Here is a 20,726-nt window from a genome sequence, read left to right as displayed (position 1 = left end):
TTAATCGTCTTGTTTAGGTAATTTGGCCAATTCATTTGCTGCAGATTGAATATTATGATTCTCATAATCCTGCATCACTTCACCATCTTTTAACACAATAGTTCTACTACTAAATGTGGCTATATCTGGTTCATGCGTAACAAATGTGATTGTAATCCCTTGTTTATTTAACTCCTGAAATAACGCCATAATCTCATACGACGTTCTTGTATCTAAATTTCCTGTGGCTTCATCAGCTAAAATCATTACTGGATTATTAACCAACGATCTGGCAATAGCCACACGTTGTTGTTGTCCTCCCGAAAGCTGCGAAGGTGTATGATGCAATCGTTCGCCTAATCCTACTTTCTCTAAAGCTTCAATAGCACGTTTTCTACGTTCTTCTGTAGATACTTTACTGTTATATAACAGTGGTAATTCTACGTTTTCAATAGCTGATGTTCTTGCTAATAAATTATAAGATTGAAAAATGAATCCAATTTTCTCGTTTCTAATAGTTGCCAATTCATTTCTAGATAAGTCTTTCACTCTTACACCATCAATTTCATAGGTTCCAGACGTTGGTTGATCTAAACATCCTAAAATGTTAAGCATGGTACTTTTTCCAGAACCACTTGATCCCATAATAGTCACAAATTCTCCTTCTTTAATATCAAACGAAATACCTCTTAATGCATGAACCGTCTCAGTTCCCATGGTAAACTCACGTTTTAAATCTTCTATTTTTATGATTGCTTTACTCATGATTATCTATTTTTTCCTGTTACCTCCTGGTTTTTGTGGCATAAACGGACTTTCGCTTTTACCGGAAACACTAGCTTCAGATTTAACAACACCTTTTAAGCTATATACTAGTTTTTCTCCTTCTAACACTCCACTTAGGACCTGCACATTTATACCATCGCTAGCACCTAGAGTTACTGTTTTAGGAGTAATTGCCCCATTGCTTTCTAATATCCATAGTGTTGTTCCTTCTTTAGATTTCGTAGTCGTACTTTCTGGTAATTGGTGTTGTAAATTATAGCTTGCAAAAACTTCTCTTTCTGGTTTAAAGTTGATGGCTTTAGCTTCCGCAGTTAATACATCATTTAATTCTAATGTGTAAATTGAAATAGTTGCTGTTAATCCCGGCTTCAGTTTTAAATCTGGGTTATCTGCCTTAATTACAACCGTATACGCTACTACATTAGAAGTAACAGTTGGGTCTAAACGTACTTGTGTAACTACACCTTCAAACGTTTCTCCTATATATGCATCTACGGTAAACGTTACACGTTGCCCTTCTTTTACTTGTCCTATATCTGCTTCATCTACATCTGCCTCTACTTGCATTTCTTTTAAGTCTTGTGCAATGGTAAATAAGGTTGGCGTACTTAAACTTGCTGCAACCGTTTGCCCTTCGTCTATAGCTCTAGACAATACAACACCATCTATTGGCGAGTATATATTGGCATACCCTAAATTGGTTCTTGCTTGTTGCAAATCTGAATAACGTTGCGTTACCGTCCCTTTTGCTGTCTGCAAATTATTTAAAGCATCATCATAATCAGATCTGCTAATAACCTGACTATCAAACAAGGTTTTTTGTCTGTCGTAAATACTTTGCATATAGTTTCTTTGGTTAACAGCATTATCATACACAGCCTGTGCCTGTATTTTAGAAGCGTTAAGATTGGTTTTATCTAACTCCGCTATAAGTTGTCCTTCTTTTACAATACTGTTATAATCAACATATATTTTTTCTACAACTCCAGATACTTGCGTACCAACTTCTACCTGAGTAATAGGTTCCATTGTACCTGTTGCAGTAACCATTGTTGTTACATTTGCCTTTTTTGCAGCTACTGTTTTTGCTTCTACGACAATAGCATCATCACCCTTTAAAAAAGTGAATGCCACTACAGCAAGCGCAACTAATACAATGCTGCCTATAATTATATTCTTCTTATTTTTCATACTGTTTATATTAAAGTTTGATGTCGTTTCCTTGATAAAATTGTAACAACTGGTGATACAAAATATTTAAATATTTGGCTTGTAAATAATTCTGTTGTGCGTTGGTATAGGTATTCTGACTAATTACTAAATCAGTTGTACTTAAACCTCCTAACTCGTATTTTTTCTGAGCTAGTTTGTAAGACTCCTCTGCTGCATTTTTAGATGCCTCTGAAGCAATAACTTGTTCCTGAGCAGACACTGCGTTTTGGTACGTGGTTTCTACCTTTTTATAAATTTCTTTCTCGGTAATTTGTTTCTGTATTTCGGCTTTTTCTATATTAATAGTTGCCGTTTCTACCGCTGCTTTTGTTTGGTTTCTATTAAAAATTGGAATATTTAAGGACAATCCCAGTTTCTGGTTAAAGTTTATATTAAACTGATCTGTAAAGGTATTATCGTTTATACTTGTGTAACCAGATCCCATACTCCCAACTAAAGAAAGTGTTGGTAAATAACCACCTTTTGCAATAGCCAACTCCTTTTCATTGGCAGCAATATTTACAGTACTTGCTCTTAATTCTGGTAAAAAATCTAACGCTTTATTATACAGCTCTACCCTATTAAGCTCTAAGTTTAATGCAGAATCCTCATTAGATATTGTTTCTATTTCTAACTCTTGTATAGGTTGTAATTCTAATAATTGTTTAAGCACAATTATATATTGCTGATACTCGTTTTTTGCCGAAATTACATTGTATTTATTAGTAGCTGCTTGGCTTTGTGCCTCTGTATAGTCGTTTAAGGCGATTGTACCTGCATCTAAACGTGCTTTAGCTCGCAATACTTCCTTTTCAGATGCTGCTAGATTACTCTCTGCAATAGCAATGTTTTCCTTACTGTATAATGCCTGTAAGTAGTTTTCTAAAAGGTTTAGAACAATGTTATTCTTCTCTATTTCTTCTTGGTAAATACGTTGCTCTAACAACAGTTTACTTTGTTTTACTTGGTTGGTAATTTGTTTTCCCTGAAACAAAGTCACAGAACTATTAATACCAATATTAGTACTGTGTATTTGGTCTGTAACATAATCACTTGTAATAGGGTCTATGGTATTACCGCTAGAGAAATTCTGAGATGCACTACCAAATAAATTAGGCAACCTAGCAGATTTAGATTTGCTATAATCTACCGCTGCACTATTTTTATCTAATACAGCATCTTTAATTGTAATGTTGTTTTCTAATGCATAAGCAATACATTCTTCTAAAGACCAAACTTTTGGTGTTGTGGTAGTAGAAGCTTCTTGGGCAAAAGAGAATTGCACAAATAGTAAGCTTGCTAAAATGAAATATAGTTTCATATTTAAGGTGTTTTAGATTTACACTTCAAAGGTGAAACTATATACAATCTTAGTAAACAGTAATAGATGTATTGGGCATATTACTATACTAAACCCACAATTCTATCGATGAGATTTTTTGTTAAGTGTTCTATATGTTATTATAATAACCTACCAAAAATTATCAACCTTCTTTCCGCAATACTTCTAATGGCGGACTTTTTAATACACTTCTAATATTGCTTAAACCAATAATTAACACTAACAAAGTAATACCAGGAAGAAATACTAAAAAAGGAACAAGTGACGGAATAAAAGGTTCCTTAAATAAAAACACTGCTAATAACTGACTGCTAATTAGCGATAATAAAATACCCGCCAAGCTTCCTAATATCCCTAAATAAATATATTCTAAAGCTGTAATTTGTAAAATTTGTTTGCTTTTAGCTCCTAAGGTTCTTAATAATACACTTTCTTTAATTCGTTGATATTTACTATTCCTAACTGAACCAATTAAAACAATAATTCCTGTAAGAATACTAAAGAAAGCCATAAAATTTATAATCCAAGAAATTTTATCTAAGACATCCTCAATTACAGTGTATACTTGTCTTAAATCTAACACTGAAATACTTGGAAATTTAGCCACTAAATCTCGCTGTAAATCTGCAGAAATAGCTTCATTTGGAACATTAGTTGTTAAAACACTAAACTGAGGCGCATTCTCTAAAACACCTTTAGGAAATACAACTGAAAAATTCAATTGCATTCGTCCCCAATCTACTTTTCTTATACTACCAATAATGGTTTCCATTAGAACACCTTGTACATTAAAAACAAGTTTATCTCCAATTTTTAAATCTGCATCACGCGCAATATTATCTGATATTGAAATTAAAATAGGTTCGCCCTCACTTCTTTCTCCTGTCCAAGTTCCTTCTAACAATTCTTCCGAATCTAATAATGAATCACGATAAGTTACCCTAAATTCATGATTTAAAATCCATTGATTCATAGTTGAAGTTGTATCTTTCCTAATATCATTTACCAATGCATCTTTAATTTGATGTAATCGCATTGTTACAATAGTAATATTATCAATCACTTTCAAACCTTTAGGAACTATAGTTTTAACAACTGCTTCTTTTTGTGCTGTTTGCACATCCATTAATATAATATTTGGATTGTCCGAGCTGTTTTCAATAGAAGTTTTAGCTAGCAGAATATCTTTAGTAAAATACAACGTACTTATTAAAAAAGTACCCAAACCAATGGCTAAAATTAGCACCATTGTTTGGTTGTTTGGCCGAAATAAATTTAATAAGCTTTGACGTTCTGTAAATTCCCAATTACTCGGAAAATACTTTCTAATAATGTTCATAAAAAGGTTCGAAATACCTGCCATTATAGCGAAAACAATTAAAATTCCTACCGTAAAAGCCAATCCAAACAAAGCATTTTTCAACAACCAAAAAGAGAATAAAAACATAAAAAGTAAAATCGCTACCAACGTAAAAAATCTAGCTTTTCTAGGTTTTACTACGTTCTCATCTGTGCCTCTTAAAACTTCTAAAGGTGAAACATACCATGTACCTAATAACGGTAGTAAAGCAAATAAGACGGACATTAAAACACCTAAGCTTATACCCATTATTAATGGTTGCATTGTAATTGATATTTGCACATCAAAAGGTAAAAAATCTTGTAAAAAATACGGAAAGATATATTGCAATCCAATTCCAATAGTAACACCTAAAATACCACCAACTACCCCAATACCAATTACTTGTATTAGGTAAATTAAAAAAGTTTGTTTTCTGGTGGCTCCTAAACATTTTAAAACAGCCACATTTTTTAATTTTTCTTTAATATAAATATGAACAGAACTTGCAATACCAACGCAGCCCAATAGAAGTGCTATAAATGCAGCTAAATTTAAAAATTTACTCACGTTATCATACCTTCTCCCTAAACGCTCACTTGTACTTGTATGAGTATCTAAATCTGCATTTTCATCATCTAAAATAGGATCAATCTTTTTATCTAACTCCTCCAAATCCATGGAAGGTGGTGCTATAAAAAAATATTGGTATTCTTTTCTACTTCCTAATTGTAGCAACTCAGTATCTTCAATAAATCGAAAAGGAATAAGCACAGGTGGTGCTACAGAGGTAGAAATAGCGGTACTTCCCGGTATAGCTTTTAAAGCGCCTATAATAGGAAAAGTGATTTTCCCTAATTTAATAGAATCTCCTGGTTTTAAATTATATTGAAGCATTAACGTGGCATCGACTAATGCTCCACCTAATTCTTGATAATTTCCAGCAGCACTGACCGGCTCGGTATCTAATGTGCCATAAAAAGGAAAGTCACCTTCTATAGCACGTACTTTCACTAATTTTGTTCTATCATTTTTGGAGAATGCTGCCATAGAAACTAAATTAACTTCTGAAGCTGCCACATTTAAGGAATCTATTATAGCTTGAACTTTTTCATTTGGGAGTTGCCGACTATCTATAATAAAATCAGCCCCCATTAAAGCTTTACTCTGGTTTTTAATATTTTGTTTTAAATTTTCACTAAACAATTGAATGGAGACAACCGCAGCTATACCCAAAATAATAGATGCCATAAAAAGCATTAATCTAGAAAGACTAGCTTTTCCGTCTCGCCACGCCATTTTAAACAGCCATTGTACTGAAGTTTTTGAAGAGAAAACACTCATTAGCCTACCATTGTTTTTTCGTTCGACATAATTTTACCTCCTTTTAATCGTAGTATTTGTTGTGTTCTATTGGCTAAATCTAAATCGTGTGTAATAATTACTAAGGTTGTTCCAGCTTCTTTATTCAATTCAAACAATAATTGAATAACTTTTTCACCTGTTTCTTCATCTAGATTTCCTGTAGGTTCATCAGCAAATAAAATAGATGGTTTGTTGCAAAAAGCTCTGGCCAACGCAACACGTTGCTGCTCCCCACCGGATAATTGCGAAGGATAATGATCAAATCGATCTCCTAGTCCTACTTTTTTTAACAGTTCCATACCTACCTTTTTGGCGTTTTTATCACCTTGTAACTCTAAAGGCACAATTACATTTTCTAAAGCAGTAAGTGTAGGTAATAATTGAAAATTCTGAAAAATAAAACCAACCTCTTTATTCCGTAATTGCGCGCGTTCATCTTCATCTAAGTTTTCTAAATTACTACCACATAACTCAATTTTACCAGCACTTGGGTAATCTAAACCAGCGCATAAACCCAATAAGGTTGTTTTACCACTTCCTGAAGGACCAACAATTGAAAAAATACTGCCTTTTTCAACTTCAAAAGAAACATTAGATAATACCGTTAAATTTTTAGAACCACTTGTATATGTTTTCTCCAGTTGGTCAATCTTTAATATCTTTGCCATAGTACTTATTAAATATAATGTTTCAAAAAAAATGCTGAATTTGAAAAATAATCAAATGATTTTAGATATAAAGGTTAATGCAGTAAAGCTTTTCCTAAAGTTTTGTTATTTTTCATTCTTAATACTCCTACTCGCTTGTAAATCAGATAATTCTAAGAATAAGCTTCCCGAAGAGAAAGCAACTGAAGAAGCTATTAAAGAAAAAAGTAGCACCAAAACCATTTTAGTTTTTGGAGATAGTTTAACGGCTGGCTATGGTTTAGATGATGTAAATGATGCTTTTCCAGCAATTATTCAGACAAAAATAGATTCACTTTCTTTGGGATATACTGTTATAAATTCTGGTTTAAGTGGAGAAACAACTGCTGGCGGGAAAAACAGAATAAGCTGGGTTCTAAATCAAAAAATAGAGGTTTTTATATTAGAATTAGGTGCTAATGATGGTTTACGTGGAGTGCCTTTATCAGAAACAAGAAAAAACTTACAAGCTATTATAGATGCAGTACTAGCAAAAAATTCGACAACAAAAATTATATTAGCTGGTATGCAATTGCCTCCAAATATGGGACAGGAGTATAGTACAGAGTTTAAAACTATTTTTCCTGAGTTAGCTAAACAAAATGAACTTTATTTAATTCCTTTTTTACTACAAGATGTTGGTGGTATTCCTGAATTAAACCAAGAAGATGGTATTCATCCTACTAGTAAAGGTCAAAAAATAGTAGCAAATAATGTTTGGGCCGTATTAGAACCTATTATAAAAAAATAATGGGTTAGAGCATAAAAAAACCGACTACAATTAAGTAATCGGTTCAGAAATAAAATATTCTGCAATATGTAATGGTTAGTGTTTATTCTCTTATTTCATTTTTTTAGGATATAACTTAAACCAAAAATCTATTTTTTCTACTTCAGTTGTTGTAGTATTCCCTTGTGGAGGTCTTCCGCCACTACCTCTTCCTGCACCACCTTGGCCACCGCCTCCACCAGGAGGTCTGCCTTGTCCGCCACCGCGTTGTTTTCCTCCCATACTAAAACCAGATTGTTGTCCGTTTTTCTTTTGTTCTTGTTTGGTAGAAACAATACCAATAGATAATTTAGACATATCTCTAGTATCTTCAGATATTTTAGATGCTGGTATTTTTAAATGATATTCTAAAATTGGACCTACTTCACTATTTTCATAGCTATAATTCATTACAATACCCAAATTATTCATATCTAAATTAAAATCCTCAGAAGAATCAAAATAGGTGTAATTTGCCTTTTTAGGGGTATTTTCAATCATTTTTGCTATATCTGGACCTTTTTCCTCACCTTTTTCATCATTTTCTCTACGTTCTCCTCTTTCTGGTCTAGAACCTTTTTCTGGTCTTGCTGCCTTTAAAGGATATTGTATGCTTACGTTCTTCTTTTTCTTTCCTTTTACATCAAAATATATGGTGTAACCACGGTGTAACATAGATTGCATAGTTTCTTTAAACTCTGTGCGTAATGTTACATACACATCTTTGCCGTCAAAAATTGCTTTGTATTCTACATTATCTTCACTTCCTGTAAACGTTTCTTTATCCTGCGCTATAATAACGGTACAGATTAAAAAATATAAGATTGTTAATTTTATTTTCATAGTGTTTTCTTTATTTTAGTCTTCTTAATTTGTGGTCCTCTACCTCCTCGTTTTCCTTAGCCACAAACACTCTTTTTACCATAAAACCAATACCTGTAATACAAAGTATTACAAATAAATTCTGATAAGAGAATATGCTTGCTTCCTGTGTTGTACTCAACACAAAATTAGTATCCTGAGCTCTTAACTCTAACCTATGTTTGTTAGCTTCATTTAGTACAAAACGCTCTTTTGTAAACCCTTTTTTTAATATTACTAGAGCACTTTTACTTTTATAAACGTCTGTAAAAGCTGTGTTTTTTACCAATAACTTGGTTTGTTTGGCTGGTACACCTTCAACCGTAAAAACTACTTTTGTCTCGTGTCCTAGTTGTACAAAACCATTGCTAAGCGTAATAGTATTTGACCCGTTAAAAACAAAACTTACATTCTTTTTTAAATGGTCTAGAACCATTTGCTTAAACTCCTCTGGTGTTTTATAAGGTGTATCTGCATAATGAAGTCTTATTTCTTGCTGAAAAGCCGTTAATGATGCGCTAATTTGCAAAACCCAAGAATTATTTTCTTTTTCTACCAACATTGTTGTAGAAATATCTGTTTGGTGTGCTTTAGTAGTTAATGCAACCAAAAGCATACCTATACATAGCAATTTTTTAAACATAGTTGTATTGTTTTTAGTTAACGTAAGCACCGTAAAGGCAATCTATAAAATTATTAGATCCTGGAGCATCTGCGTGGTAATGGTATCCTCTAACACTATCTGTATGCCCTCTACATTCGTCTAAATCTGTAGGTTCTTTACTATTAGCATCTAATTGTGCATATAAACCGTGACCATCCATAGCGTACCCAATTTGTGCCGCATGGTCATCTTCTTGAGCAATTTGCGTAGATACTCCTGTAGTTGCGTGATAATGGTAACCTGCGTTTAAATTAATATGTCCGCCTGCATCATCAAAAGGTGCTAAAGTATATGCGCCTAAAATAGCGTCTGTAGGTGCCGGAGCATCAAAAACAACACCATTAAAAGCTACACCTCTTTGAGAAGGGCCAGCTCCATTTGCACCTGGAGGTCCTGGAGGGCCACCAAAACTATAAGTACTACTTTGTTTTACTGGTGTAACTGGTATTGTATATGTCTGTGTTAGTTCTCCTAAATAAGATGGTAAACACTCTACACAAAAATTCTCGTACTCCTCACCAACATTTGGGTTGGCAGCATTGGCACAATCTTCTTCGGTTTCTGTAGTATAGATATCACCATTGGCATCGTACATTTTCCATTTAGTATCGTTGTAAAAAGTGGCCATATTTTCTATAAAAGCACCATCTACATCGTGTACTTCACCATTTTCTAACCAAATTCCGCCTTTAGAAGCGTCATCAGCAATATTTTCTGGACACCAAGGTCCCATTTCGTGGTCTGTAGGTGTACTTGTTGTTACAATCTCGTAACAATCTGTAACTGTACCGTCAGATAAAGTACAAGGTACTTTTGTAACAGTTACGTTGCCTGAGTTTGTTAAAAATAAAGAAGGATCTACACTTACAACCAAATCATTTGAGTTAGTTGTAGTATTAGAATCATCGTTGCTATTACAAGCAGCAGCTAGTGTTGCTATAAATATGCTTATTAGTTTTAGTTTCATATTATTATAGATTGAGTTATAATTTTTTATTTCAAATCTATGTATAGATACTGTACCAAATAGTAACTTTCTGTAAACGCTGCTAGGTTTTCTGTGAAACCTTGGTTGTACTCGTTTTTAGATTTTATAAAATGTAGAAAAGAGGTTTTTTATTCATTTTTTTCTGAAGAGTAGATGGTATCAGTTATATTGTTTTAATTATAGTAGTAAGGAGATTAAAATGTATCGGGAACTAATTGTACACTAAACAATATTTGATCATTTTTTTCATTGATAAAAAAACGAACCAAAAAAATCTAGACTCACGAACCCATTGCTAAACTATACGTTTCAATTTCTAAATAATCGCTAACTTCTTCAAACGCTGTTTGAATTCATAACAAACGGATTATTTGCACGAAATCTCAACTTTAATTTTACGCAAAACTTTCGTAGGTCAGCCTAAAAAGAATATTCTGATTAAGATTTAATAAACTTTCAATTCTAGTGTTTTAGTTGTAGTAGTAAGGAGATTAAAATGTATCGGGAACTAATTGCACACTAAACAATATTTGATCATTTTTTTCATTGATAGAAAAACGAACCAAAAAAATCTAGACTCACGAACCCATTGCTAAACTATACGTTTCAATTTCTAAATAACCGCTAACTTCTTCAAACGCTGTTTGAATTCATAACAAACGGATTATTTGCACGAAATCTCAACTTTAGTTTTACTCAAGACTTTCGTAGGTCAGCCTAAAAAGAATATTCTGATTAAGATTTAATAAACTGTCAATTCTAGTGTTTTAATTGTAGTAGTAAGGAGATTAAAATGTGTCGGTAACTAATTGTACACTAAACAATATTTGATCATTTTTTTCATTGATAAAAAAACGAACCAAAAAAATCTAGACTCCTTTACTCATTTTCCTCACTGCAACTATAGCTCTTTTTAAATATTCATACATCAAATTATCAATCTAAAACTATTGCGATTTTGGTGTTTTTATCGACTTAACGTCTAAAGATATCATTTATTTTGTTTTTTAGCATCAGTACAAGCACATAATAAACAGTACATTACATTTATTTTACATTAAAACAACATCTAATTAATAGCTTGTATTTCTTTTTTAATAGTAATACTATTATATTTGCGCGTATAATTTGTATCTATGAAGACATTACTATCAAACATTAAAATAGAAATACCAACAGGCATCTACTTAAAAGATCCAGAATCTTCTACTTTAGGTAAAAAAATTATAGAAAACAGTATTATTCTTCTAGAAGAAATTGGTTTTGAAGATTTTAACTTTAAAAAACTAGGTGCTAATATTGGTTCTAACGAGAGTTCTATTTACCGTTATTTTGAGAGTAAACACAAACTACTTATGTACTTAACAGCTTGGTATTGGGGTTGGGTAGAATACCAATTGGTTATAGAAACCTACAGTATTACAGATGCTACAGAAAAACTTAAAAAAGCCATAGAAGTGGTAACTAAAACCACAGAACAAGACAATAAATACAGCCATATTAACGAGGTGTTACTTAATTCTATTATTATTAACGAGAACTCTAAGGTATACTATACTAAAGATGTAGACGAGGATAATAAAGAGGGCTTTTTTATGCCTTACAAGCGCACTATACAGCGTATTGCAGATATTATCTTGGCATACAACCCAGACTATAAATTTGCATTAAGCTATGCTAGTACTATGGTAGAGGGATCTTTACACCAACATTTTATACAACAACATTTTAAGTCTATTACCAATTGTAATACTACTACAACACCAACAGACTTTTTTACCGACTTAACTTTAAAAACAGTAACAAATGCCAAATAATACTTTATCTCCTTGGAAACGTTTTTTAGGCCTATTACAATTAGAGCGCAAAGACATTTTTCAGATAGGTTATTTTGCCATTTTTGAGGGTATTGTAGCTTTAAGTTTGCCAATTGGTATACAGACTATTATTAATTTACTACAAGGTGCGCAGGTTTCTGCTTCTTGGGTGGTTTTAATTGTTTTGGTTACTGTGGGTGTTGCTTTTTCGGGCGTTTTAAAACTAATGCAGATTCGTATTATAGAAACCATACAGCAACGTATTTTTACAAGATCGTCTTTTGAGTTAAGTTACCGTTTTCCTAAAATTAAGATGAACGAGTTACGTAATTTTCACTTTCCAGAATTGGCTAATCGTTTTTTTGATACGCTTACCATACAAAAAGGCTTGTCTAAAATATTAATAGATGTACCATCTGCCCTATTGCAAATAATGTTTGCTTTAATTCTGCTATCTTTTTACCATCCATTTTTTATATTATTTGGGGTATTGCTACTGCTTTTGGTATACATTGTTTTTAAATATACGTCTCAAAGAGGTTTAGATACAAGTTTAAAAGAGTCTAAAAACAAATACAAAGTTGCGCATTGGTTACAAGAAATTTCGCGCTCTGTTATTAGCTTTAAACTATCTGGAAAAACGGCTTTAGCTTTAGAAAAAACCGATGATTTGGTTAGTGATTATGTAACATCTAGAGAAAGTCATTTTAAAATACTAAAGATTCAGTTTTTACAAATGGTTGGTTTTAAAGTTATTGTTACAGCTGGATTACTTTCTATTGGTGGTTTTTTAGTTCTAGACCAACGTATGAATATTGGACAATTTGTTGCCGCAGAGATTATTATTCTTTTGGTTATAAACTCGGTTGAAAAACTAATTTTAGGTTTAGAGTCTTTTTATGATGTACTAACTGCCATAGAAAAACTAGGGCAAGTTGTAGACAAACCTATAGAAGCGCAAGAAGGCGAATTGTTAGATAACAATGAGGACTTAACTGTTGAGCTTAAAAATGTATTTTATAAAGTAAACGAAAATAATACGCCTTTACTTAAAGATATATCTTTTACCATAAACCCTAAAGACCGTATTTTAATATCTGGAGAGAGTGGTTCTGGTAAGTCTACCCTATTGCAACTTATTGCTGGTGTTACCTTCCCTACAGAGGGCTATATACACGTAAACAATTTGTCTATAGAGAGTTTATACATTAATAAATACAGAGCTATTTTAGGAATGTCTCTTTTTGAAGAAACTACCTTTGAAGGAACCATTAGAGAGAACATTACATTTGGTAACAAAGATATTTCTGATGCCACTATTTATAACACTTTTGAAAACTTAGGCTTAACACCATTTTTAAAGCAGCAACCAAATGGTTTAAATACAATGTTAATACCAGAAGGAAAGCAAATTTCTTATACAGCTACTAAAAAATTGGTCTTGGCTAGGGCTGTTGTTAAGCAACCAAAACTATTGATATTAGAGAATCCGTTAGACTTGTTTGACTCGCAAGAAGCAACAGCAATTATTAATTATTTAACGCTAGCTACGCACTCTTGGAGTTTGGTTATTGTAAGCAATAACAAGAGTTGGGAGAAAAAGTGTAACAAACAAATTACACTTAAGAACGGAGTTATAATTAACAACAAAAAATAGACTATGCTAAATATATCTAACAATAAAGTATCTGAATTTATTGACTTGACAAAGTACAAGTCTGGTAAAGATATTTTTACAAAAGAATACAACAAAGGCTTTAAAAAGTTCTTATTGATTTTTACTGTTATTTTAATTCTCATTTTGTTTCTACCGTGGACGCAAAATATATCTAGTCAGGGTAATGTTACTACTTTAAAACCAAACCAAAGACCACAAACATTGCAATCTCAGATTCCTGGGCGTGTAGAAGAATGGTTTGTACAAGAGGGTAATTTTGTAAAAAAGGGAGATACTATACTTAGGATTTCTGAAGTAAAAAGTGAGTATTTTGATGAGCGCTTGGCAGAGCGTACAGACAACCAAATTACAGCAAAATCATCTTCTGTTACAGCTTATAAAAACAAAGTAAACGCATTACAGAGTCAGATTAACGCATTGCAACAAGAACGCCGTTTAAAACTAGAACAAGCAAAAAACAAGGTAAAACAAACACTCTTAAAAGTAGTAAGCGATAGCATAGATTTAGAAGCTTTAAAAATTAACGCAGATATTGCAAACAAACAGTATTTACGTACAATACAGTTGCAAGAAGATGGTTTAAAAGCTGTAAAAGATGTAGAAGAAAAACGTTCTAAATACCAAGAGGTAAACGCCAAGTTAATATCGCAACAAAATAAATTACTAAGTACAAGACAAGATGCTATTAACAGTGAGCTTGCAATTGCTACTTTAGGCGCTACATACGCAGATAAAATTGCCAAAGCACAAAGTAGTTTATACACTGCACAATCTGGTGGATTAGATATAGAAGCACAAGTGTCTAAACTAGAGACCAATTTAGCCAATTACAAAAAACGAAACAGTTTATTATTTATTACTGCGCCACAAGCTGGCTTTATAAACAAAACAATAAAAGCCGGTTTGGGTGAAACCTTTAAAGAAGGTGAGCCTTTGGTAAGTATTATGCCCGCAGATTACGAGTTGGCAGTAGAAATGTATGTAAAACCAATAGACTTACCTTTAATACACGTTGGTGAAGAAGTACGTGTACAGTTTGATGGTTGGCCTGCAATTGTATTTAGCGGTTGGCCAAATGTGTCTTATGGTACGTATGGTGCTAAAATTGTTGCTATAGAAAATTTTATTAGTAATAATGGTAAATATCGTGTGCTTTTAAAGCCCGATTCTAATATGGTAGCTTGGCCAACAGCTATACGTGTAGGCTCTGGTGCTAAAACCATTGCTTTGTTAGAGAACGTACCTATTTGGTTTGAACTTTGGAGACAAATAAACAGTTTTCCTCCAAATTTTTATCAGCCTACAGCTAAAAAAACCGATTCTAAAGACAAAAAGAAAGCCTAATGAAAAAAATACTAATTGTTGTGTGTTCTTTATGGTTTTCTGTGACATTTTCGCAAAAAACAGATACTATATTAAGTCTAGAGGAATATTTAGGTTATGTAAAAAAGTACCACCCTATAGTTAAACAAGCGCGTCTTATAACTACAGAGGGCGAAGCTAAATTACTAAAATCTAGAGGTGCTTTTGATCCTAAATTAGAAGTAGATTTTGCCAATAAAAAGTTTAAAAACACAGATTATTATGATAAGCTAAACGCTACTTTTAAAATACCTACCTGGTATGGTATAGAGCTAAAAGCAAATTATGAAAATAACGAAGGGGTTTATCTAAACCCAGAATACAATACGCCAGAAGATGGTTTGTATAGTGCTGGTGTTTCTGTATCGCTTGCAAAAGGTTTGCTTACCAATAAAAGAATGGCAACCCTAAAACAAGCCAAACTATATACAGAACAAGCAGAAGCAAAACAAAAATTGGTAATTAGCGACTTTTTGTACAACGCATCTGAGTCTTATTTTAATTGGCTAAAAAACTACAAAGCTGTTGTTGCTTACAAAAGCTATTTGGTAAATGCAGACACACGTTTACAAAACGTAAAAAAGAGCTTTAGAGCTGGTGATAAACCTGCAATAGATACGCTAGAGGCTGGCATTAATTACAAAAATAGATTGTTAGATTTAGAAAAAGCAAAAATTGGTTATTTAAAATCGACCCTAGAAGTTTCTAACTTTTTATGGTTGCAAAACAATGTACCATTAGAGATTGAAGATAACATTACACCAGACATAAACACCATTGCTACTATAGACGCTGTACTTAATAGTTCACTTTTAAACGATACAACAGATAATTTAATAGAAAATCATCCTAAATTAAGAGCATTAGAAATTAAAAAGAATATTTTAACAATAGATAAGCGCTATAAAACAAACAACCTATTGCCTAAAATAGATTTGCAGTATAACTTTTTAAGTGCAGATTATGAAAATCTTAATAGCTTTAATACTGCCAATTACAAAACTGGTTTAGCTATTAGCTTCCCTTTATTTTTAAGAAAAGAACGTGCAGATTTAAAGTTAGCCAAAGTAAAGCTGCAAGATGTAGACTTTGATATTATGGCTACAAAAGTGAGTTTAAAAAATAAAATAAATAGTAGTTTACAAGAAATTGAGTCTTACCAAGTACAGCATTCCATTTTAAAGAGTTTAGTCATAGATTATACAAGGTTGGTAACCGCAGAAGAACGTATGTTTAATTTGGGCGAAGGTTCTCTTTTTTTAGTTAATTACAGAGAAGTAAAACTAATAGAAAGTCAGCTTAAAGAAATAGATACAGAATACAAGTTGTTTAATAGTAAGTATAAATTTCTAAACATTATTAGTAGTTTAGAGTAAATTTTAAAATAGACTCTTCCCTCCTATTAACTATAGCTTTTAAGTTAATTATCAAAGAATAAGATGCCTCTAAAAAAACAAAGTTGTGCTTCTTTATAATACTAATTAAAGAAAAAATCAGTTTACTATTTTATGCATTGTTATATCTAAATTTAGATATAACATAGTTTTTACAACCTATTAAATTAGAAAAAAACAACATGAAAAAAGTATCCCATTCTTTATTTTTAGCCCTACTTGTATGCCTAACCTCTTGTAATAAGGACGAGTTAGACGTAGTTAATAAAGTTACTGCAGAAGACTTAGACGGTGATGGTTTGCCAAAACTAGCCTTTAGCTCTAAGCAACCAGAAGTAACCAACATACAAGAATACATTATAGATTTAGAGCAGTGGAATATACCTAACAACGGCACAGACCCTGTTACTACAACTGCTAATTTACAAGCTGCAATAGACTGGGCTTATGACGAGGGTTTTGGTATGGTTACATTACCAAAAGGTGAATACCTTGTTGGTAAAGATGTAAACGAAATATACCAAGGTGGCATAGAAATACACAACAATACAGAGTTTGTCTTTAGTGAAGGTGCCGTATTAGAAATGGATACAAACGACAAATGGAACTACTGTATTATTAGCTTAGATGGCGATAATATTATTGTTAGAGATGGTACAATTAAGGGTGATAGAGATTCTCATATTTTTACACCTCGCGAAAGTGATGGTGCTACATCTCATGATGAGGGTCATGGTATTTGTGTTTGGAACGATAGTAACATTGTTTTAATAGATAATATGGTTATTAAAGATACAACAGGCGATGGTTCTTTAGTCCTAGATGCTACAGATGTTACTTTTACAAACAATAACATTTTTAACAACCGTAGACAAGGAATTTCTATTGTTGGTGGCAAACGTATTACTATTACAGATAATGAAATACATAATATAAATGGTACTAGTCCACAATTTGGAATAGACATAGAGGGTGCTGGCCGTGTAGATGAAGACATTTTAATACATAACAATTACTTTCACCATAACAAAGGCGGAGACATTGTAAACACTAGTGGTAAAAACGTTTATATTTTAGATAACATATTAGAGCAAGGAGATGGTAACGTATATATAGATGGTCCTCTTGTTTCTTGGCATAAAACCCACAACATTATTGCCAGAAATACAATTACAATGCTTAGCGGCTCTGTAAATGGTAGGCTGGGTTACATACAATATTCTAGTGGTGGAGATAAAGGACACAACAGAGCTACTTATGTACACGACAACGTACTTAACAATTGCGGAATGTATATGTACAAAAGTGCAGATGCAGATGTACGTAGAAACAAGTTTTTAGGCTACTTTTTAGCATTCTCAGATTTTGACAATGTAATTCTAGAAGATAATTTAGTAACATATTCAGAAGAACATACCAACCTTAGGTACTGTTGGTCTTATCGTTTTAAAAATGCTACTGGTTCTGCTAGTGGTAATTATTTGGGTGATGAGCTACAAGATTTACCTTTATCTACAACCAAACCATATACTATGCAGTGCGTTTTAGACGGTTGGTAACATTTAGTATAATTTAAATACAAAAATGCCTTTTTGAAGTATTCTTCAGAAAGGCATTTTTAGTTCACTACCTATCAACTTGTTAACGTATTTTCTTGTTTTTACAAAAATCTAAAAAAGTACTATTTTAACCCTAAATAACTATTTTTTAACAAAAAATTGATAAAATATGCCTTTTAATTAGGAATTACGTAAATAAAATGGTATAATAAGGTAAGAGAAATATTAACTAAAACACATATATGAGGCAACTAAAGATCACGAAGCAAATTACAAACAGAGATACTAAATCATTAGAAAAGTATTTTCAAGAAATATCTAAGCTAGATATGATTACCATTGATGAGGAAGTAGAACTGGCAAAAAAAATACGCGAAGGAGATCAAGTTGCACTTAACAAATTAGTAAACGCCAATTTACGTTTTGTAGTTTCGGTTGCAAAACAATACCAAGGAAGCGGATTGAGATTATCAGATTTAATTAATGAAGGAAATGTTGGACTAGTTAAAGCTGCACAACGCTTTGATGAAACAAGAGGTTTTAAATTTATATCGTACGCAGTATGGTGGATTAGACAATCTATCTTACAAGCAATATCTGAACTATCTCGTATGGTACGCTTACCTTTAAATAAAATTGGAGAGATTAGTAAAATTAACAAAGTCTTTTCTTCTTTAGAACAAAATTACCAACGACCTCCTAGCGCTGTAGAAATTGCTAGAGAATTAGATATGAGTACATCACAGGTTAAAACTGCTATGAAAAACTCTGGTAAACACTTGTCTATGGATGCTCCTTTTGAAGACGGAGAAACATCTAACCTATACACTGTTATACAATCTAAAGACGTAACAAGTCCTGATGTTAATATGATTAAAGAATCTTTAAGTTCTGACATTACACAGTTATTAAAAACCTTACCTAGTAGAGAAAGCGAAATTATACGCCTGTATTACGGTATTGGAGAAAAAGCTCCTATGAGCCTTTCTGAGATTGGTGAAGTGTTTGAATTAAGTAGAGAACGCGTTAGACAAATTAGAGAAAAAGCAATTGTAATACTGCGCAGAAAATCTCAAAACCAAGTATTAAAAGCATACCTGTAAAAAGGTCCTTTTCCCCACAAATAAATACCGACCAAAAAAGGTCGGTTTTTTTATGCCTTTTTTTAAAACCTAAAGCCATATGCGATTGTTTGTTTATACAACACAAAAAAGCCAGTTATTTAAAATAACTGGCTTAAAAAACTAACTCAACTAATTACTAATCTAAATAATTTTGTACTGCTGTTGCACGTTCTGTAACGTGATTTTTTAATTCGTTTACTGCCGTACTAAAATCTGTACTAGAGTTTAAAAATGTATGTCCTGTAATTTCTGTGGTTGCATACGGCTCTATTAAAGATGCATACGTAGTATATGTTGCTTGTAATGTACTTGCATTAAAGGCATTGTCTATAACATCTTGCACATAAGAGTTGTATTGTAGTTTATATGTTTCATCTGCATATAAATACCCAATTAAAGGCCATTCTTCTTCGTTTAAGTCAGAGAAATCTAAGGCTAAAGAACCTTGCATATTACCTTGTTGTAAGGCCTCGTTATTATCCCAAGGAATCCATTGTAATTTATCGGTATCTGGATTGTTGTATAAAAAGTAATTGTGCGTCATTCTACCATACGTATCCCAGTTCTGAATTACCGTGTTTACTGCTAAATATTTTAAAAACTGATCTGTATCAAAAACCGATTCTAAATTTGTTCTCCAAGCTTCAGGATCTGTTGTTCTGTTGCTTGCATGCAAAGCATCAAAAACACTTAATATATCAGAATAATCTGCTTCGTCTTCATTTGTTTTCTTTACAAATACCTCTTCAGAAAAAGAACCTTCTGCAAAACTAGCTCCATCGCCATCTGGTTTGTATAAATTTTCATCATCATCAGAAAACTGTGTATCTATAACAGTATCATCAACTTCTTCTACCAAAGTATACAATCCAAAATACACAGGTCCGTCTCCGTGATCTACGTATACTGTATAAAATGCCGTATGCGAACTTACCAAGCCTGCAGCTGTAAATACATCGGCAGCTACTTTTTCTCTAAGCATAGATTTATCATTGTAGTTATTTTTTAAACTCAATTTTTTAAATCCGTAAAAGCGTTGGTTGTCTATTTGTGGGTATTCATCTTCAAACTCATCAAAATCAAGTTTAAAAGACAATTTTAAGTTTCCGCTAGACCAAGTAGATTGTAAGCTAGAGTTTCCTTTAAAACGTATACCAACTCTATACCATTCTTTACCTTCGTAAAATACATCTGCAGGAACAAAAATAGGATCCTCATCTGCTTCTACCAATTCGCCACCACCTGCAGGAGGGCCACCAGCTCCAGGACCACCTGTAGTGGTTCCAAATTCGCCATAATTGGTTGTCATATCATCTAACATACTTTGCCAACGATCTTTGGTAACAACTAAGTCTAAACGATTTACTTTTGTATTAGGAAAAATTTCTTCAAAATTAGGATCTGCACTTTTACTATGCGTATTGTCTGTCCAATCTGTAGCCGTAAAGTCAGAATCTTCATACATTTCTACATACGATTCTGTTTCTTCCGTTTCTTCTAAATCGTCTGCTGTAGATTCAGAATCTGAAGAACACGATAGTAAAAACATAAAATTTAGTAATGCTAATAGCAATATCGAATTATTTTTTTTCATCCTTAAGTCTTATTATAGTTATTAATCTGGCTCAAAGATGCAGAGAACAAACATAGCATTTAGATACTATCTGTGAATAGGGTTTGGTTTTCTGTGAATGCACTTTTAAATCCTATAAGAAAAAATAAGAGATTAAAAATTAAAGCAAAAAAGAGGCTCTATGGTTGCATAGAGCCTCTTTTAAATAATATTGAATTACACTTTAAG

At 32.5% G+C, this 20,726-nt stretch carries 16 protein-coding genes; 7 read left to right on the top strand and 9 right to left on the bottom strand.

The features are described from left to right. From BT107_RS02585 to BT107_RS02565, 5 genes are all read right to left on the bottom strand, one after another. Window positions 1–744: an ABC transporter ATP-binding protein gene (locus BT107_RS02585; protein WP_072302190.1), complete on the bottom strand. Its 744-nt coding sequence runs from the start codon at window positions 742–744 to the stop codon at window positions 1–3. A gap of 6 nt (window positions 745–750) precedes the next feature. Continuing rightward, the gene (locus BT107_RS02580) at window positions 751–1,956 is read right to left on the bottom strand and encodes an efflux RND transporter periplasmic adaptor subunit (protein WP_072302189.1); all 1,206 of its coding nucleotides are present in this window, start codon (window positions 1,954–1,956) and stop codon (window positions 751–753) included. Window positions 1,957–1,966: 10 nt separating this feature from the next. After that, the gene (locus tag BT107_RS02575; protein ID WP_072302188.1) at window positions 1,967–3,298 is read right to left on the bottom strand and encodes a TolC family protein; all 1,332 of its coding nucleotides are present in this window, start codon (window positions 3,296–3,298) and stop codon (window positions 1,967–1,969) included. Window positions 3,299–3,461: 163 nt separating this feature from the next. Continuing rightward, entirely contained in the window at window positions 3,462–5,957 is a 2,496-nt protein-coding gene (locus tag BT107_RS02570; RefSeq protein WP_072302187.1) for an ABC transporter permease, read from the bottom strand. Window positions 5,958–6,001: 44 nt separating this feature from the next. Further along, window positions 6,002–6,691, bottom strand: a complete 690-nt coding sequence (locus BT107_RS02565) for an ABC transporter ATP-binding protein (protein WP_072302186.1) — start codon at window positions 6,689–6,691, stop codon at window positions 6,002–6,004. A 31-nt stretch (window positions 6,692–6,722) separates the two neighbouring features. Here BT107_RS02565 and BT107_RS02560 point away from each other — a divergent pair, with 31 nt between their 5' ends. Continuing rightward, on the top strand, window positions 6,723–7,460 hold the full coding sequence (locus BT107_RS02560; RefSeq protein ID WP_072302185.1) for an arylesterase: 738 nt from the start codon (window positions 6,723–6,725) through the stop codon (window positions 7,458–7,460). Window positions 7,461–7,550: 90 nt separating this feature from the next. On the opposite strand, the gene BT107_RS02555 is transcribed toward BT107_RS02560, so the two are convergent. The 3 genes from BT107_RS02555 to BT107_RS02545 are packed head-to-tail and all read right to left on the bottom strand — an operon-like array spanning window position 7,551 to window position 9,970. Further along, window positions 7,551–8,321 (bottom strand): hypothetical protein, encoded by a 771-nt coding sequence (locus BT107_RS02555; RefSeq protein ID WP_072302184.1) that lies wholly within the window; start codon window positions 8,319–8,321, stop codon window positions 7,551–7,553. A 10-nt stretch (window positions 8,322–8,331) separates the two neighbouring features. Further along, complete coding sequence (locus tag BT107_RS02550) at window positions 8,332–8,982, bottom strand: DUF6702 family protein (RefSeq protein ID WP_072302183.1); 651 nt, start codon at window positions 8,980–8,982, stop codon at window positions 8,332–8,334. A 13-nt stretch (window positions 8,983–8,995) separates the two neighbouring features. After that, the gene (locus BT107_RS02545; RefSeq protein WP_072302182.1) at window positions 8,996–9,970 is read right to left on the bottom strand and encodes a YHYH protein; all 975 of its coding nucleotides are present in this window, start codon (window positions 9,968–9,970) and stop codon (window positions 8,996–8,998) included. Between the two features lie 1,157 nt (window positions 9,971–11,127). Here BT107_RS02545 and BT107_RS02540 point away from each other — a divergent pair. The 6 genes from BT107_RS02540 to BT107_RS02515 all read left to right on the top strand — a co-directional run bounded on the left by BT107_RS02540 (window position 11,128) and on the right by BT107_RS02515 (window position 18,904). Further along, window positions 11,128–11,808 carry a TetR/AcrR family transcriptional regulator gene (locus BT107_RS02540; RefSeq protein ID WP_072302181.1) on the top strand — a complete coding sequence of 227 codons (681 nt, stop codon included), beginning with the start codon at window positions 11,128–11,130 and terminating at the stop codon, window positions 11,806–11,808. Then, entirely contained in the window at window positions 11,798–13,465 is a 1,668-nt protein-coding gene (locus BT107_RS02535; protein WP_072302180.1) for a peptidase domain-containing ABC transporter, read from the top strand. Before BT107_RS02540 ends, BT107_RS02535 begins: the two co-directional genes overlap by 11 nt. A gap of 3 nt (window positions 13,466–13,468) precedes the next feature. Then, window positions 13,469–14,830: an HlyD family secretion protein gene (locus BT107_RS02530; RefSeq protein WP_072302179.1), complete on the top strand. Its 1,362-nt coding sequence runs from the start codon at window positions 13,469–13,471 to the stop codon at window positions 14,828–14,830. Continuing rightward, the gene (locus BT107_RS02525; RefSeq protein ID WP_084639084.1) at window positions 14,830–16,224 is read left to right on the top strand and encodes a TolC family protein; all 1,395 of its coding nucleotides are present in this window, start codon (window positions 14,830–14,832) and stop codon (window positions 16,222–16,224) included. Before BT107_RS02530 ends, BT107_RS02525 begins: the two co-directional genes overlap by 1 nt. A 200-nt stretch (window positions 16,225–16,424) precedes the next feature. Further along, on the top strand, window positions 16,425–17,801 hold the full coding sequence (locus BT107_RS02520) for a right-handed parallel beta-helix repeat-containing protein (RefSeq protein WP_072302178.1): 1,377 nt from the start codon (window positions 16,425–16,427) through the stop codon (window positions 17,799–17,801). Window positions 17,802–18,043: 242 nt separating this feature from the next. Further along, on the top strand, window positions 18,044–18,904 hold the full coding sequence (locus BT107_RS02515; RefSeq protein WP_072302177.1) for a sigma-70 family RNA polymerase sigma factor: 861 nt from the start codon (window positions 18,044–18,046) through the stop codon (window positions 18,902–18,904). Window positions 18,905–19,061: 157 nt separating this feature from the next. Here the strand turns inward: BT107_RS02515 and BT107_RS02510 are convergent, their stop codons facing one another. Continuing rightward, window positions 19,062–20,519 (bottom strand): CotH kinase family protein, encoded by a 1,458-nt coding sequence (locus BT107_RS02510; protein ID WP_072302176.1) that lies wholly within the window; start codon window positions 20,517–20,519, stop codon window positions 19,062–19,064. Window positions 20,520–20,726 lie beyond the last annotated feature (207 nt).

Origin of the sequence: Cellulophaga fucicola (assembly GCF_900119145.1) — a bacterium.
Classification (GTDB): domain Bacteria; phylum Bacteroidota; class Bacteroidia; order Flavobacteriales; family Flavobacteriaceae; genus Cellulophaga; species Cellulophaga fucicola.
Note: the sequence above shows the minus strand (reverse complement) of the source record. Positions and strands in the feature narration are given on the sequence as shown.

What these genes read in the sequence shown, in the direction of transcription:
- BT107_RS02585 (WP_072302190.1), bottom strand. Translation starts at nt 744, where the DNA reads ATGAGTAAAGCAATCATAAAAATAGAAGATTTAAAACGTGAGTTTACC.
- BT107_RS02580 (WP_072302189.1), bottom strand. Translation starts at nt 1,956, where the DNA reads ATGAAAAATAAGAAGAATATAATTATAGGCAGCATTGTATTAGTTGCG.
- BT107_RS02575 (WP_072302188.1), bottom strand. Translation starts at nt 3,298, where the DNA reads ATGAAACTATATTTCATTTTAGCAAGCTTACTATTTGTGCAATTCTCT.
- BT107_RS02570 (WP_072302187.1), bottom strand. Translation starts at nt 5,957, where the DNA reads ATGGCGTGGCGAGACGGAAAAGCTAGTCTTTCTAGATTAATGCTTTTT.
- BT107_RS02565 (WP_072302186.1), bottom strand. Translation starts at nt 6,691, where the DNA reads ATGGCAAAGATATTAAAGATTGACCAACTGGAGAAAACATATACAAGT.
- BT107_RS02560 (WP_072302185.1), top strand. Translation starts at nt 6,723, where the DNA reads ATGCTGAATTTGAAAAATAATCAAATGATTTTAGATATAAAGGTTAAT.
- BT107_RS02555 (WP_072302184.1), bottom strand. Translation starts at nt 8,321, where the DNA reads ATGAAAATAAAATTAACAATCTTATATTTTTTAATCTGTACCGTTATT.
- BT107_RS02550 (WP_072302183.1), bottom strand. Translation starts at nt 8,982, where the DNA reads ATGTTTAAAAAATTGCTATGTATAGGTATGCTTTTGGTTGCATTAACT.
- BT107_RS02545 (WP_072302182.1), bottom strand. Translation starts at nt 9,970, where the DNA reads ATGAAACTAAAACTAATAAGCATATTTATAGCAACACTAGCTGCTGCT.
- BT107_RS02540 (WP_072302181.1), top strand. Translation starts at nt 11,128, where the DNA reads ATGAAGACATTACTATCAAACATTAAAATAGAAATACCAACAGGCATC.
- BT107_RS02535 (WP_072302180.1), top strand. Translation starts at nt 11,798, where the DNA reads ATGCCAAATAATACTTTATCTCCTTGGAAACGTTTTTTAGGCCTATTA.
- BT107_RS02530 (WP_072302179.1), top strand. Translation starts at nt 13,469, where the DNA reads ATGCTAAATATATCTAACAATAAAGTATCTGAATTTATTGACTTGACA.
- BT107_RS02525 (WP_084639084.1), top strand. Translation starts at nt 14,830, where the DNA reads ATGAAAAAAATACTAATTGTTGTGTGTTCTTTATGGTTTTCTGTGACA.
- BT107_RS02520 (WP_072302178.1), top strand. Translation starts at nt 16,425, where the DNA reads ATGAAAAAAGTATCCCATTCTTTATTTTTAGCCCTACTTGTATGCCTA.
- BT107_RS02515 (WP_072302177.1), top strand. Translation starts at nt 18,044, where the DNA reads ATGAGGCAACTAAAGATCACGAAGCAAATTACAAACAGAGATACTAAA.
- BT107_RS02510 (WP_072302176.1), bottom strand. Translation starts at nt 20,519, where the DNA reads ATGAAAAAAAATAATTCGATATTGCTATTAGCATTACTAAATTTTATG.